Genomic DNA, 16,476 nt, shown 5'->3' with positions numbered 1-16,476 from the left:
TTTTAATACCTTTAAAATAAAAAGATGAAAAATTTAAAATTCATTCTTATTACGTTTATCCTAACGTCTTGCGGAACTAAAGTCCACTACGATTACGAAAAATCTACAGATTTCAATCACTACAAAACTTATAATTATTTTGATGGCATGGAAACAGGCTTGTCTGAATTAGACACCAAACGTTTAATGCGATCCATGGATGCGAAGCTTGAAACGATGGGATTAACACGGTCCGATCATCCTGATTTTTTTATCGATATTCAAAGTCAAGAGATTCAAAGTAGAAACAATAGTAATGTTGGAGTAGGTCTTGGTGGAGGTGGAGGTAATGTTGGAGGTGGAATTTCTGTAGGCTTACCCATTGGTGGTCATAAAAGCACAAGAGAATTAGTAATTGAGTTCGTAGACGATAGTAAAACAGGAATGTTTTGGCAAGCGATTAGCGAAAGCAGTTATAGCCCCAATGATACTCCGGAAAAACGTGAGGAAAGGTTTCATAAAGTCGTGGAAAAGATATTTTCAACGTATCCGCCAAAATCTGAATAGTTATCCTTTCATTCTAATTCTTAATCAGTTTTTTACTCGCAATTAATACTCCATTCGTATAAAAGTTAGTAATGTAAATGCCTTTACCTAATGCGCTAATATCGAGAGTTGTATTCTGATTGTTATTAAGCGTTGCTGATTGGACTCGTTTTCCATCAAGACTTACGATGTCTACCGTTATGACATCATTTAACACATTCTCTAAAGCAATATTTAAATTCGTATTCGCAGGATTGGGAAACATCGTTAAACTGAAATTATTTTCTGTAACATTTTGTATGCCTAGAGTATTATCTATTGTCCAAGTCACGGTTGAAACATGAATGGTTTCATGGTTATCGACATCAATTAGAGTCGTAGCATCGTGCACTACAACTGTTAACGTATTTGTATCTGATGTTAAATCACTTTCTTCGATAGAAACAATATCCGAGTTAGTAGCAATAGCAGTACTGTTCAGGGTCCAAGTATTTTCTATGGTATTGGTAGGAAGCGTTTGAATAGTATTCAATTGAAAATCTAATGGAAAACTAGGTTCGGTAATAGTGACTTCAGTTGGTGCATAAGAATCAATTGGTGAAATTAAATCGTGAATGCGTTCAATAATTCCTTCTTTACAAACCGAACAAAAATCATATCCAAGATAACGCATTTTACAAGTTTGATGAGGTCGGTTCCAAGTTGAAGCTGTTCCGGAAGTTGCATATGGGTAAATACCAACATTGTTTACTCCAACCCAATTTTTCCATCGTACTAATGTAGGATCTGTTTCTTGCGTCATGTTTATAGCCTCTGCGGCCAAAATATCTCCTGGGTAATATTCGTCTTTTAAATTCACAAAAGAATGACCCAATTCATGAATGGCAATTTCGTTAGCATCTTCTCCTGTAGAGGTGATTGGAAACATACCACCACTGCCTCCATAGTACGGTGAGTTAACTAATATAAGAGCTTGGTCATATAGAGGAAAATTATTAGCTAAAACCGTAGAGATTAAAGCTGTGTTTTCCGTGTATAACAGCCTATGTACATTGTAACTATCATAAGCTGTTCCAAAATAATTATCAACAGTTATCGTAGGCACTATTGGAGTTGGTTCATCTGGTGCTGTTCCTGGGTGTGTTGTGCCACTTTCATTCGATGGTACATTTATGATATAAACATTAAAGTAGTTTTCATAATTTGAAAATGGCTCTTGTGTAAACATATCATTCATAAAATTAGTAGCGTCTGTTTCAAACTGTGACAGTTCCGTAGTTTGATAGCCATCTCCTAAAATAACAAGATTGATGCGTTTATCATCATCACCAGAATCTTTAATCTTTACCACATCAAACGTCTGTGAAAAAACGATTTGTAAATTAAGAGTAAAACATAATAATAGTAGAATTTTCTTCATGCTTATTCAATTTTCGTGGTGACGTGTTTTATGATTTCTCTGTCTGTAATTTCATTTATAAGTACAAATGCTGAATGAGGTGGTAGTTGTAATTTTAATGAAAACTGTGCGTTGTCTAAATCTAATATTTTTTTTTCGAATTCTCCCGAATCGTTTATGAACTCTATTGTTTTTTTTAGCGGATTTTTTATCGAATATTTTTCTAATGAATTGAAATCCTTATCTAAAATGATACATTCTAAATCGCCAGTAGTTGGGTTGTTTTTATCTAGAATCGTCGCCTTTAATTTACCATCTGTGGTGATTTGATTAATAAGTGAGACGGTTTTAGTGTCGGCTACCTTTTCAATTTTATAATTTAAGAAGAGAAGTTGTGGTGGTGTTATCTGTTGTTCTTCAGTAATTATAGGTTTTTTACCAACACAAGAGAATAAACAGAATATGAAGACTAATGAAAATGTAATCTTTATAATGTGTAAAATTTTCATTGAATAAACCTTAGATTTATATAAGCCTACAAAGTTAATTATAAAAGTATTTGATAGCAAGCAACTTATAGTTTTATAAATATCATAACAGTATTGAGTCTCATTTTTTAATCCTATTTTGTAAATTTGGATAAAAAGAAGAAATGAGAGATTTAAAAGGAAAGGTAGCGTTAATCACAGGAGGTACAAAAGGAATTGGTTTTGGTGTGGCAGAAGCTTTACTTAACCAAGGATTAAAAGTTGTAATTACAAGTAGAGATGAGAATGCAGCTAATGATGCAGCAAAAGAATTAGCATCAAAAACAGATACTGTAGGATCTGTGGTTGGTATTAGAGCAGATGTTAGACATCTTGAAAGTCAGGAAGACGCTGTTAAGCAAGTACTAGACACCTTTGGACAATTAGATATTGTTATTGCTAATGCAGGACTCGGTCATTTTGGTAGTATTGAAGATTTAACCGTAGAGCAATGGAACCAAACTATTGACACCAACCTAACTGGGGCTTTTAATTCTATAAAAGCAAGTGTTTCCGCACTTAAGAAATCTAAAGGGTATTACATCACAATTTCAAGTTTAGCTGGTGCGAATTTCTTTGCGGGAGGTTCGGCTTATAACGCTAGTAAATTTGGAGTCACCGGATTTACCCAAGCGGTAATGTTAGATTTAAGGAAGTATGGCGTAAAAGTCAGTACTATTATGCCCGGATCTGTTTCAACACATTTTAATGGAAATACACCAAGTGAAGATCAAGCATGGAAAATTCAGATTGAAGATATCGGTAAATTGGTAATAGATTTATTACAAATGAACCCAAGAACCTTGCCAAGTAAAATTGAGGTGAGACCGACAACTCCTCCGAGTAGTAAATAACTCAAAAGACTTCCCAATGGAGGTCTTTTTTTAGAAAAGTTCCTTACTGCCGTTTAGCATATTTAAATTACCACTTAACATATTTTCGGATTCTCATGGTGATTTCAATTATACATTTACAGAAATATATGTAACGTTTATATAAAAATAGTTACTTATCAATATAATTTTAACTGTAAATCAATTAATTATTAAAATAATCATCATGAGAAAAACAAAATTAAATTTAGTACTAAGCATCATTGCTTTAGTATTTTCAATGAGCACTTTTGCTCAAGATATTTCAGGATCTTGGAAAGGAGTGTTGAATGTGCAAGGCCAAGAATTACCATTACTTTTTAATATAAAAAATGACAACGGTGTTTTGTCTTCTACAATGGATAGTCCAAGTCAAGGAGCCACAGGTATTCCTATGGATAAAACTAGTTTTAAAGCTAATGAATTAACAATTGCCTTTACCCAAGGTGGTATCAAATATGTAGGTGTTTTGGAAAAAGAAACCATAAATGGGACATTTTTTCAAGGCGGGATGGAATTACCATTAAACTTAACTAAAACAATAAAAACAAAACCAGGAGATGTGTCGTTGCCTTCATCAAAAGAAGCATTAGATAAATTAGCTGCTTTTGATAAGGGGTCTTATAAATATTCTGCCGAAGATTATTTTGCCGATCCTACAAAAAGTTCATTTCAGTTTTCACCTAAAGGCAACTATTTTTCATTTAGAGAAAAAGATGCTAACGGAAAAAATCATGTGTATGTAAAAGATACTAAAACAGAAAAAGTAACCTTAGCCATAGAAGAAGGCGAGGAGCTTATTAGGGGTTACGGTTGGGCAAATGATAATAGGTTAATATACATAAAAGATAATGGTGGTAATGAAAACTATCAGCTTTTTGCAGCCAATATAGATGGAAGTAATCCAAAAGCTTTAACTCCTTTTGATGATGTAAAAGTTAACTTTTCTAATCTTTTAGAAGATCAACCAGATCACGTTATTATAATGATGAATAAGGACAATAAACAGATTTTTGAGCCTTACAAATTAAATATTGTAACAGGTGATATGGAAAAGTTGTTCGAAAATAAAGATGCTTCTGCTCCCATAGCAGGTTATGAGTTTGATAAAGATGGAGAACTTAGAGGGTACACAAAGCAGCAGAATGGTGTAGAATACGTGTTGTACTATAGAACCGGATCAGATGCGTCATTTAATGAAGTAGTGACTACAAACTGGAAAGATTCATTTTCTCTAATAGCATTTAATTACAATACGCCTTACAAACATGATGCTTATGTATTAACTAATTTAGATAGCGATACCAGCGAGTTGGTGCTTTATGATTTAGCAAAGAAGCAAATTATTGAAAAAATTTATAGCAATGATGCCTTTGATGTTGGTGGCTTAAGCAGATCTAAAAAGCGAAATTACGAGGTAGATTATTACTACTACACGGGTGAGAAAACACACGTAGTTCCAGTAAGTAGCTACTATAAAAAACTAGACAAAAAGTTTAAAAAGCAATTTGGAGACAAAGTTTATTCTATTGTTGACAAAACAGATGATGAAGATAAATATTTAATCATCTTACAAACAGACAAACTTTATGGGACGTATTACACGTACGATGTAAAGAAAGATGAGTTTACAAAATTATTAGACTTAATGCCACAGTTGCATGAAGAAGATATGGCAGAGATGAGACCTATAAACTTCACAACAAGAGATGGGTTAAAAGTTTACGGTTATATCACAATTCCGAATAACATTAAAAAAGGAGAACGTGTGCCATTAATTGTAAATCCACATGGAGGACCTTATGGAGTGAGAGATTATTGGGGTTTTAATCCAGAAACACAACTGTTTGCAAGTCGAGGGTATGCCACTTTACAGGTGAATTATAGAGGATCTGGAGGTTATGGAAAAGACTTCTTTTTAGCCGGAAATAAGCAAATAGGCCGAAAAATGCTCAACGATCTTGAAGATGCTGTAGCTTATGCCAAAACCTTAGATTTTATTGATAATGAAAAGGTCGCTATTTATGGGGCGAGTTACGGTGGTTTAGCCACTTTAGGAAGTTTGGTTAAAACACCAGATTTATATACTTGTGGTATTGATTATGTTGGTGTGAGCAACTTGTTTACATTCTTTGAGTCGTTCCCAGAATACTGGAAGCCTTATATGGCACAATTCAATGAGCAATGGTATAATTCTGAAGATGAAGCTGATCAAAAAATTATGACTGCAGTGTCACCAGCATTGCATGTAGATAAAATTACAAAACCATTATTTGTTATTCAAGGAGCTAATGACCCTAGAGTAAATATAGATGAATCTGACCAAGTGGTAAAAAGTATGAGAGCACGAGGAATAGAGGTGCCTTATATGGTAAAATACGATGAAGGACATGGTTTTTCTCATGAAGAAAATAAAGTAGAATTGTATAAAGCTATGCTTGGTTTCTTTGCACAACACCTAAAATAGTAGAATAAAGATTACAAGTTAAAAAACCTTTTAAGATTAGCATCTTAAGAGGTTTTTTTATGAAAATAATTCACCTTGTTTCCGCTCATCATATGCTATTTACCACTCGTCATAATTTCTATTTTAAAACGTATTTGGGGAGCTATCTTTATATTATCAATTAGAAAACGAACAGTATTCATCAATCAAAAAACAACAGTGTTATGATCAGTGTAGTAAAAATCATCGTAGAATTTATAGTTGAAGTTATATTCCTCACTTTTAGCTAATCACCCACGCATTTAATCAATCAAATTATGAAAAATTCAAACCCACAAAAACAGGACACATTTCAAAATCAATTAAAGACCTTCAACAAATTATTGACTGGTGCAAAAATGGCCAAGCTATCTTCATGTATTTTAGTAGGTATCTCAATAGGGCTTGTTATTCGCGCAAGAGAAAATAACCTTTATGTGATGCTATTATTAATGGGAGTTTTAGCTATAGTTTTTTTTATAGATAAATTTTTGTCATTAAAAGACATTAAACAAAAGTCATACACGCAAACAACTTTAGTTGCTAGTATTTCTAAATTTAAAACTTATATGTCTAATCGTAAAAAATATGAAATGTATTTTATAACCTTTTGGATTTTAACCTTAATTCCAACAGTTTCAATACATCTTGATTCGAATGTTTTCGGTGTTTTAAGTGTATTAGCCTATTTAACTTTTGTAGGTGTCTTTGGTTATTTGTCATACAAAAAAACAGAAAAAGAAATTGCGTTGTTAGAAAGCACAATGGAATATGAATTACAGTTGCAATAAACAAGTTTTATCCTATATCTTGCAATACATTAGTATCGAATAAACAATTTTAAATGAAGCTTCTTCCGAGTTATAAATATTGGGTCATCAACTTTTTTGGATGGATTCTATTCGCATTATTTATGCTAACTATAGATAAGATCACCTATGGAGGTGGTGACTCGCCTAATAGAATGTATTATCTTTTATCTGAAGGTGTCCTGTGTGGCCTTTTAGGTTTTGTTCTGTCTTTTATTATTCTATACTTTATTGAAAATTATTTTAATATCGGAGATTATTCTAAACGTGATGTTTATAAACTAATAGCTGTAGTGGTGATAACTCAGGTAATTTATCACAGTTTACTTTGGCCAATGTTAAATATTCCTGCCAATTATTTTTTGAATAAGAGTGTTGACCTAACCTTACTTCAAAAGTTAACCAATGTGCCTCATTTTTTAGCCTATTTTATAGTATGGTTGTTTGTGGTGTTAACACTTAAATTAGTGTATTACATTAATACCATTAAAGTAAAACAATTGCAATTAGAAGCTAACTTAAAAGAGTCGCAGCTCAATACATTGAAAGGGCAAATCAATCCACATTTTATGTTTAATAGTTTAAACAATATTCGTGGTTTAATGTTGGAAGATGCTGATATAGCAAGGAATATGTTGACCAATTTATCCGAAACGTTGCGTTATTCACTTACTAAAAGTGAGTTGAATTCCATTTCATTAGAAGATGAACTAGAAATGGTTGAAAACTATGTAGAAATTTCAAAAATTCAATTTGAAGACCGTCTTCAATTTGAAACAGAAATTGACCAGAAATCTTTGAATCTACAAATTCCACCAATGATTATTCAAATGCTAATTGAAAACTCATTAAAACATGGTATTTCAAATTTAAAAAGAGGAGGGAAAGTAAGTTTGTCAACACTTGTTACTAATAACCTATTACAAATTAAAGTTGCCAATTCAGGAACATTACAACAAAGTAAAAATTCGACGCAGTTAGGGGTGAAGAATATTAAGAAACGATTAGAATTGCTTTACGGTCAAAATGCAACGTTTACTTTGATAGAAATTGAAAATGAGGTGGTGGCCACTATTAAAATACCTATCGTATGAAAACATTAAAGGCTGTAATTGTAGAAGATTCCCGTTTAGCTCGTAATGAGTTAAAAGAACTCTTAAAAGCACATAAGGAAATTGAACTCATCGGTGAGGCTGAAAATGTAGATGACGGTTTTGACCTCATTACTAAAACACAACCTGACCTACTTTTTTTAGATATCAATATGCCTGAAAAAGATGGGTTTGAGCTCTTAGAAATGCTCGATGAGGTACCTATAACTATTTTTACAACGGCTTTTGATGAGTTTGCGATTAAGTCTTTTGAATACAATGCTTTTGACTATTTATTGAAACCCATAAGTCAAAAACGTTTTTCCAGTTCCATATCTAAAGTTCTTGAAAAAGAAAATGCTATTCCAACGATAAATGAAAAACAAGAAGGGCTTAGTTTAGATAAGCAAATTTTTATAAAAGATGGTGAAAAATGTTGGTTGGTTAAAATTAAAGACATTTCATTGTTTGAAATTGTAGGCAACTATACCAGAGTCTTTTTTGATACTAACAAACCCTTAATTTATAAATCACTGGCTCAAATTGAAGAAAAGTTACCTTCTGATGTGTTCTTTAGAGCCAACAGACAGCAGATTATAAATATAAATCATGTGAACAAAGTGGTGTCTTGGTTTAACGGAAAACTAAAAATAGAAATGAATTCTGGAGAAGAAGTTGAAATCTCCAGAAGACAATCCTATATCTTTAAAGATCAATTGAGTTTTTAGTCCACTGTAATTCGTACACCTTCACTATGACTGCTAAATTCTGGTGCATACATCGATTGAATAGTACTAATGCCATTACTCATATCACCAGCATTATTCACACGTAAATCGTATTCAAATACATAAATTCCTTTTGGTAAATAGTCCATAAAGAAATTGGTGGCAGCATCTTTTGTGCTTTCATAATAACCCAAACCATCTTGCCATTTGTATTGAGACAGAACGTTTATAGGTTCCAAACCAGCGGCACGCATATCTTTAAGATGCACAAATTCCATGGTGCGATCAGTTCTTAATTCAATTCTAACGCGTATTACATCACCAACCTTTAATTCTGTATTTGAAGTGATTTCAGTGATTTCTTCTCCTTTATCTGTATTCGATTTTAAGAATAGCTTTTTACTCAATTTTAAAGGAGTTTCAGCTGAGGTTATTTTATCTAAATCTTCAAAGTATTGCCAGTACAACGCTCCCCAAGCAATGCCTTCTCCTTTTTTTGTGATGGTAACATCTGCTTGTTCTGGTGTAATTTCAGAACCAGTCCAAGATGTTTTAAAGTAACCTGTTCCAGCTTCCACTTTTACGTTGTCTAAGGTTTCTGGTGAAATCGCTTCACGCCCTACTTTAACGTCCACTTGCTCTGTGACACTTAACCAATCGCTACCTTGCAATAATAAAGCATAAACAGCTTCTGTAGTCGCTTTGGTGGTTTTCCAACGGTTGGTTTGCTTGTTTTTAAGTAGCCATATTTTTAGGTTGTCTATGTCTTCGAGGTTCTTTTTTTGCGCTTCGACTGGGCTCAGCGTGACATATAGTGATTTTCCCACTTCCGAAAATACTTCAACCATTAAAGCCTGTGTTTCAATTGGTGCTTGGTACCAATGCCATGAGTTGGTGTTATTTTTCCAGTACATTCCCAATTCATTTGAAGTTATGCTATTTTCTTTTAAGGATTTTACAATTTTACCTGCCGTTTTCGCATCACCTGTTCTATCCATCGTTAATGCCATTAAACCTTTAGCATATAACGAACGATTTAACCAGTACTTTTGAATCTGACTATGGTAATAATCCATAATTTTTTTAACCTCTTTGGAAGGTGTGTTTTCAGGATAAAAACTTCGTGTGTATAAATAATGCAGTTGTGTGTGCGATAAATGGTCTTTGCTTAAATCGGCATCCTTATTGTATTTTTTGATGTCTTTGTATTCTTGAACGAATTCTCCATCTAGATATCTTAATGCGTTTTGAATCATTTGAGATTCCTCGTCGCTGCGCTCTGTCGGAATGACATTTAGTTTCTTAAGATGTCCAAAACCAGCAATAATATGTTGGGTGATAAAACGATTATCGCGTCCGCCATTAAACCAAGGCCAAGCTCCAGAATTATGTTGATTGTTCTTTAGCTTTCTGACAGCAGATTGTAATTCGTTATTCATTTTGTTAAGGTCGAATAATAACGCAATACGTTTTTTCTGCTCCGTTTCTGATTCCGCATCACGCAACCAAGGGGTTTCTTGAATTAGTAAGGATTTTAATTCTTGATTTTTCTCTAAGTTAGACAATAAAGCATCAGTCGATTTCCATTGATTGAAAACAGCTTCAATTCTTGGATTTGAGGTTACAATATGTTGTGCCAAAGCATTTGCATAATAACGTGAAAATGTTTGCTCGTTACAATCATAAGGATATTCCATTAAATACGGTAAGGCTTGTACCGCATACCAAGCCGGATTAGATGTCATCTCTAAAGTTAACTTATGATTGGTAAGCGTTGATGAGGTATTATCCTTCAACTTATCCAAGGTGAATGTTTTAGTTTCGTTAGAACGAATCCACATCGGAAGCGTTTCTGTAACAAGCATTCTATTGCTTAAAACAGGTAATGCATTTTGTTCACCGTCGCTAAAGTCACCAGCTTTTGCAATAATTTTATATTGTACAGCTTGTAAAGCTTGAGGGATTTTTAATTGCCATGAGACTTGTGTATTGCCTTTGGCATTTACTGTGAAATTTTTGGAGTCTGAAGAGGTCTCGACTGCGCTCGACCAGACAAGTTGTTCCGAAATATCTTTTCCTGAAACAGCATCTGTTAATATCAATTGTGCAACGCCAGATAATTCTTTTTCGGTAAGATTGGCAATTTTAGTGCTAATGGTAATGTCATCGCCTTCCCTCAAAAATCGTGGTGCATTTGGTAGAACCATTAATTCTTTTTGCGTCACAGTTTCTAATCGGCTTATGGCACTTTCTAAAGTTTTTGTGTGCGCCAAGAGTTGTAATTTCCATTGGGTTAACGCTTCTGGTGCTGTAAAATTGAAACTGACATTTCCTTCTTTGTCTGTTTGTAATTGTGGAAGGAAGAAGGCGGTTTCGTTGAGGTTTGTCCGGATTTGGATGTTGGCAGTATTTAAGTCTTCAGCTTTTGTGAAACGGCCTTTAGCATTGTTATATACAGAATCAGAATTTCTTGTATTCCATTTTTCATCATTTTTAAATTTCGAAGCTTTTTTAGATTCTGAACCCATGTCCTCATAGCCATAATCCATACCTACGTTTATTTCGTCCTCAATGACTTCAATACTATTTGGTGCAGTCGTTGATTTCATTTGAGAGTAACCTCTTAATCTATAATTACGATTATTCCCAAAATAAAATCCAAACCAATTCAATTGATCATAGTTTTGAGTATAAAACCCTAAAACATTCTCAAAACGATTAATCAATCTAAAACTAGTTGTCCCAAAACTTTGTCTAGAATTTTTATTAATACTTCCGTAATAAACAGGATTGTTAATAGGACTAAAATTCCAGTTATGTGCTCTAAACTCATCTAAAGAGGCATCATACATACTAGCTAATAATTCCGCAGTAACTTTATCTCCTTTAGGCCCTTTTATTTTAAAACTCCAGGATTCATCTTGTCCTGGCTGTAATTTGTCTCGGAAGGTGGTGGTTTCAATTTCTAAATCCGTTTGAGGATAAGGAACATTCACTGTAAAACTCTGAGATGTAAACGCATTGAAAGCGGCAAATGATGTATGAATTGCAAAACCACCTAAATCACTTGCTAAAACAGGAATTGTGATTGTTTTTTTAGAATTATTAAGCGCAACCAATTGCGTCATTATAATCTTATTATCCTTTTCAATTTCAACAGTCACCGTGAGGTTTTCTACAGCAGAACCTAAAGTTAATTTTGCTATGGAATTAATGTCATAACTGCCTTTGTCTAATTCCGCTTTATATAATTGGTTATCAGCAATGGTTTTATCTTTATGACTAAAAAGTGATGTAAATACTTGGTCGGTTACTGTTTGTCCAAATTTATCTTTGCTTTCTGCAACAATAATGTACTGACCAGAATCCCATTTGTGAATTTTTTTTAAGGTTATCGTTTTAGATTTTTCGGTATCAAAGGTTGTAGCAAAGACCACTTCTCCTTTTTCCCAATTGGTCAATTCATCTTCATTGTCATAAGGGTCGTTTGGAAATAATTTAACAAATTCGTCTTTAGAAAGTGTTTGGTAATCTGGTGCTTGCCAAGGTCTGGTTCTTAAAACGCGGTCTGGTGCCTTTAATTTATAGATGTTTAATTCGCCTTTAGCAGGTGCAAATCGCCCATTAAGGTTTAACGAAGCTAAACTGAATTCTATCTCTTTTTGTGTTTTATCAATAATCTGAGGAGCATCAACATGAAGCGTCAGGGCATGATAACCCACGTAAACATTGGTCGATGTCGACCGTGTTTCTCCATTAATATCGGTAACATCTGCTGTAATTTCAAAATTAAAAACGGGTAGGTTGTCTTTCGATACACTGTCGTCTGGAAGCGCTTTAAACGTAATTTCAAATTCTCCTTTAGCATTGGTTTTAGTCTCTCCAAAGGTGATTTCTTGGGCTTCCATATTAAAATAGAGGCGTCTCCAATAAAACCAACTTGGAAATTTAACATGTCTTTTTACACGATATACCACTTTGGCATCTGTGATGTTACTGCCAGCAAAAGCGATTGCCGTTCCGTTTACGGTGATACTGTCATTTACTTTATACGTTTCAGTAATAGGTTGAAACTCCGGCTTAAATTTAGGTCGCTTATATTCTTCAACCGAAAAATAGGTATAACCATAAGTTTCAGAAAACATATCAATACTGAAATTACCAGTTAAACCATCGTTTGGTATGATAAATTCGCCATGTACAGATCCAAATTTATTAGTTACTAATGATAGTTCACTAATAACTTCACCATTAGCATTTTTTAACCGCAGTTTAGCAACGGCATTCTCAGAAACAGTTGTTTTTCCGTCTTTAGACTTGGTGGCAATACCTTTAAAATAAACTGTTTGTCCGGGTCTGTAAATACTCCGATCTGTAAATAGAAAGTTTTTGTACCGGGTGTCTTTGTCTGTATTTTGATTGTAAGTTTGGTAGATATAATAATCTCCAAAATAGCCTGTGTCGTTTTTAGAACTGATTTTTATTTCAACATCATTGTAATAAGTCTTATCCTTTTGAAATTCAAATTTTCCAAAACGGTCCGTTGTATAAGATCTTGTAAACTGTTTATTTTTGTTGGAATAGGTTAATTCTACTTTGGCGTTTGTGATGGGTTGACCATGTTGTCTGTTAATGACCTGATACATTTGCATGTCATTTTCAAAACTTTCAATTAATGCCATATCTGTAACTTGAATAGGCGTGGTGGCAAAAACATTAGTATGTAAATCGGCATGAATAAGGTACAAGCCATTCCCGAGATTTGGTATGACAACTTCAGTGGTGTGATTTTGATAATCTAATTCTGTTTTTAAATTTGAAATAAAGCTTTTATAAGTTTTTAATGATTTCAAAAATTCTAACTTCCCTTCAGTTTTATAAAGGCTGTTGTAATTTTCTAATTGTTGTTGTGTGACTTTATAAATATTAAAATCAATTATCGTGAGGTTTTTATATGAAACTAAAACTTTAGAAGGTGAATTAACAGGAATAAATTGTTCAGCTGTAATGTGAAGTTTTGGTAATTTTATGTCCTCCATTAAAGCCAAACATTTTTTACCTCCATGACTATCGGGAAATCTTGAAAATGCGGTGTCACAAAGTTCGTAGGCTTCTTTTAACTTCCAACGATTTGTGGTGTTTGTGTCACTGTTTTCAAGATTACTATTATATAATTCTCCTTGGCGTTTATAAATTCTAGCAATTTCAAAATCATATAAAGCAGATAATTCTGAAGACTTCAAATTTTTAGATTCTAACTTTAAGGTATTGAGACATAATGCTTCTGCATCTGAGAACGTCGCATGTTGTTTTACAAAAAGTAAACGTTCAATATCAACGTTTACAAATGCTTTTGAAGCTTGATCTTTATGATGAAATTTCAATAAATTTTGATAGATTTTTAAAGCATTGCGTTGCAACGATACGGTGTCTTTGGATGTTAAGTCTACTGTGGTAAAAATGTCACTTTCAGCAATTAAATCAGGATTCTCAATGGTAAATTTATAAGAAGGTTGTGTGATGCTGTTTTCATCCGTTTTGTAAAATTCTAAAGCATTATGGCTCAATAAATCATATAAGGTAGGACGATAGTCTTTAGAATTTTCAGCTTCATTCAGAAGTTGACTGTAATTATGTAATGATTCTTTTTGAAGTACATCTGCATGTTGAAGTGAACGCTGATAATAGGTGTGAATTTCATTAAAAATGGTTTCTAAATCCCAAGTTCTAAAATCATCACTTACTTTTTCGGAAGTCTTGGTTCGGTTATAAAATTGATAACGACTTTGCTGAAAATACTGCCAATACATCGTGGCTAACATATTCTCCAAAAGGTGTTTGGTTATTAGGTCTGAAGAGGCTTCAATTTCAGTTTTAAATCGATTTACAATAGTGAGTTGTGCCTCTTCTTCAAGAATCAATAAATACTTGCTAATATGCAATAAGGCTTTGATACGTTGCTCTGTATTTTTAGCTTTAGTCGCTTTTTTGTATATGGTTTCGACGACATCCGAAGCACTTTTTGTAAGGCCTTCGGTTTCGAGTTTGGTGACTTCTTTCCACTGGTCTTCAAAATCATTTTGAGCATTAGAAAAAGAAGCAAAGCAAATGATCATTAATAGCGATATATAGTTTTTCATAATTTTATTTTACAACAAAATACATTCAAAAGGTATTCCAAAAATAGTACGAATGAGTAGCTGTCTCATTTCGATGAGTGAAGTTAACAATTTGTTGAGGAAACTGAGCGTTATTAAATTGTATTTTCGCCAAAAGAGATTTTAATTCCATGTATAAATATTTGTTTGTTTTCTTACTTTCTACCTATAGTTTTTCTCAAACGTCTGTTGAGGATGCTCAGACCTATATAGCTAAAAAGGAATACGTGAAAGCACAAAATGAAATGGCAGCATTTCTGCAGTCTAATCCCGATGACCTTGAAGCCGTTGAACTGTTGGGTGATGCGTACGGACATCAAAAAAAGTGGGATGATGCTATTGCACAATATCAAATCTTAAAGCAAAAACGCCCAAAAAATGCTAATTATCATTACAAATATGGTGGAGCTTTAGGTATGAAAGCGTTGAGTATTAGTAAGATTAAAGCATTAACTATTATCGGTGATGTGAAAGAGGCATTCCATAAAGCCGCACAGTTAGATCCCAATCATATTGATGCGCGATGGGCGTTGGTAGAATTGTATGTGTCGCTTCCAGGTATTGTGGGTGGCAGTTTTTCTAAGGCTTTAAACTATGCCGAACAATTAGAAGAATTATCTAAAGTCGATGGCTATTTAGCAAAAGGCTATGTTTACGAGTATGATGACGAACCAGAACTCGCTGAAAAGTATTACCGTTTGGCCATACAAGTAGGAGGTTCCGTAACCTGCTACGATAAGTTAACGGAATTTTACGAAGGACAAGAACAACCTGAAAAAGCTATTGGGAATATTGAAGAAGCAAAGGACAAACACCAACGCAATGCTATGCATTACCAAATTGGTAAAGTGTGTGCGGATTATAATCTTCAATTGGATAAAGGCGAAAAGATGCTAATGGTGTATCTTGAAAATCATTCTGCTCAAGATGGCGTGCCGAAAGAATGGGCTTATTATCGTTTGGCGCAAATTTATAAGCATAGAAATGATAAAACAGAAGCGCTAGTTTGGATCAATAAAGCCATTTCTGGCTTACCAGATATTGATGTGTTTCAAGAAGAAAAAACAATTATTTCTAAGTTGTAATTCCTAAATATTTAGTTTTTATACCAGAAATCTCTAAAATTAAAAGAGATAATTTTTTGTTAATTTTTTTTAAATTAATAGTATTACTATCATATTTGCAATTAAATATTATTGATATGAAAAGTTTACTTTCAAATTTAAAAATTTCTGTACCTGATAAAATTTATCTTAAGGATCCTGAGTCCTCTACATTAGGCAAACGAATAATTGAACATAGCATACTTTTAATAGATGATATTGGTTTTGATAGTTTCACCTTTAAGAAGTTGGGCGTTAAAATAGGGTCTAACGAGAGTTCTATTTATCGTTATTTTGAGAGTAAACATAAGTTGTTGTTATACTTAACATCTTGGTATTGGGCTTGGATTGAATACCAAATGGTGTTTACAACATTTAACATTCCAGATGCAAAAGAGAAATTGTTTGAGGCCATTGATGTGGTCACAAAAACTATTGAACAAGATGATACCTTTTCGCATATCAATGAAATTGTATTGAATAGAATTATCATAAATGAAAATTCTAAATCGTATCTAACAAAGGAGGTAGACAGCGAAAACAAAGAGGGTTATTTTGTGATATATAAGCGAATGATTAGGCGCTTAAGCGAAATGATTTTAGAGATTAATCCGGAATATAAGTTCGCTTCAAGTTTGGCGAGTACAATTGTAGAAGGTGCACTACATCAGCATTTTTTAAAAGTGCATTTTAAGTCCATCACAGATTGTAACGATGCTATAACTCCTTCAGACTTTTTTAAAGAATTAACGATTAATGCCATTACACAGTAGTTAGAT

Annotated in this window: 11 protein-coding genes; 8 read left to right on the top strand and 3 right to left on the bottom strand. The window is 33.3% G+C overall.

The annotated features are described in order from the left end of the window. Nucleotides 1-24: 24 nt before the first annotated feature. A complete protein-coding gene (locus KO515_RS11115) occupies nt 25-546 on the top strand; it encodes a DUF4136 domain-containing protein (RefSeq protein ID WP_215936418.1) in 522 nt (173 codons plus the stop codon). Nucleotides 547-559: 13 nt separating this feature from the next. Here KO515_RS11115 and KO515_RS11110 read toward each other — a convergent pair whose 3' ends face one another. Both KO515_RS11110 and KO515_RS11105 read right to left on the bottom strand, forming a co-directional pair. Beyond that, nucleotides 560-1,945: a T9SS type A sorting domain-containing protein gene (locus KO515_RS11110; protein ID WP_215936417.1), complete on the bottom strand. Its 1,386-nt coding sequence runs from the start codon at nt 1,943-1,945 to the stop codon at nt 560-562. 2 nt (nt 1,946-1,947) lie between these two features. Further along, the gene (locus tag KO515_RS11105; RefSeq protein ID WP_215936416.1) at nt 1,948-2,433 is read right to left on the bottom strand and encodes a hypothetical protein; all 486 of its coding nucleotides are present in this window, start codon (nt 2,431-2,433) and stop codon (nt 1,948-1,950) included. Between the two features lie 143 nt (nt 2,434-2,576). Here KO515_RS11105 and KO515_RS11100 point away from each other — a divergent pair, with 143 nt between their 5' ends. From KO515_RS11100 to KO515_RS11080, 5 genes are all read left to right on the top strand, one after another. Continuing rightward, entirely contained in the window at nt 2,577-3,305 is a 729-nt protein-coding gene (locus KO515_RS11100) for an SDR family oxidoreductase (protein WP_215936415.1), read from the top strand. A gap of 205 nt (nt 3,306-3,510) precedes the next feature. After that, nucleotides 3,511-5,790 (top strand): S9 family peptidase, encoded by a 2,280-nt coding sequence (locus KO515_RS11095; RefSeq protein WP_252723846.1) that lies wholly within the window; start codon nt 3,511-3,513, stop codon nt 5,788-5,790. Nucleotides 5,791-6,086: 296 nt separating this feature from the next. Further along, nucleotides 6,087-6,599, top strand: coding sequence for a hypothetical protein (locus KO515_RS11090; RefSeq protein ID WP_215936414.1), 513 nt, complete (start codon nt 6,087-6,089; stop codon nt 6,597-6,599). 53 nt (nt 6,600-6,652) lie between these two features. After that, nucleotides 6,653-7,711 (top strand): sensor histidine kinase, encoded by a 1,059-nt coding sequence (locus KO515_RS11085; RefSeq protein ID WP_215936413.1) that lies wholly within the window; start codon nt 6,653-6,655, stop codon nt 7,709-7,711. Beyond that, nucleotides 7,708-8,436, top strand: coding sequence for a LytR/AlgR family response regulator transcription factor (locus KO515_RS11080; protein ID WP_215936412.1), 729 nt, complete (start codon nt 7,708-7,710; stop codon nt 8,434-8,436). The genes KO515_RS11085 and KO515_RS11080 overlap by 4 nt, the downstream gene beginning before the upstream one ends. Here KO515_RS11080 and KO515_RS11075 read toward each other — a convergent pair. Beyond that, a complete protein-coding gene (locus KO515_RS11075) occupies nt 8,433-14,576 on the bottom strand; it encodes an alpha-2-macroglobulin family protein (protein ID WP_215936411.1) in 6,144 nt (2,047 codons plus the stop codon). The genes KO515_RS11080 and KO515_RS11075 overlap by 4 nt on opposite strands. A 149-nt stretch (nt 14,577-14,725) precedes the next feature. On the opposite strand from KO515_RS11075, the gene KO515_RS11070 reads away from it, so the two are divergent. Together KO515_RS11070 and KO515_RS11065 are read left to right on the top strand one after the other, a co-directional pair. Further along, entirely contained in the window at nt 14,726-15,679 is a 954-nt protein-coding gene (locus KO515_RS11070) for a tetratricopeptide repeat protein (RefSeq protein WP_215936410.1), read from the top strand. Nucleotides 15,680-15,795: 116 nt separating this feature from the next. Next, on the top strand, nt 15,796-16,470 hold the full coding sequence (locus tag KO515_RS11065) for a TetR/AcrR family transcriptional regulator (protein ID WP_215936409.1): 675 nt from the start codon (nt 15,796-15,798) through the stop codon (nt 16,468-16,470). The last annotated feature ends 6 nt before the right edge of the window (nt 16,471-16,476 follow it).

The sequence above is a fragment of the Winogradskyella psychrotolerans genome (genome assembly GCF_018860545.1).
Taxonomy (GTDB): domain Bacteria; phylum Bacteroidota; class Bacteroidia; order Flavobacteriales; family Flavobacteriaceae; genus Winogradskyella; species Winogradskyella psychrotolerans_A.
The sequence above is the reverse complement of the archived record's forward strand: the minus strand, read 5'-3'. Positions and strand labels throughout refer to the sequence as shown.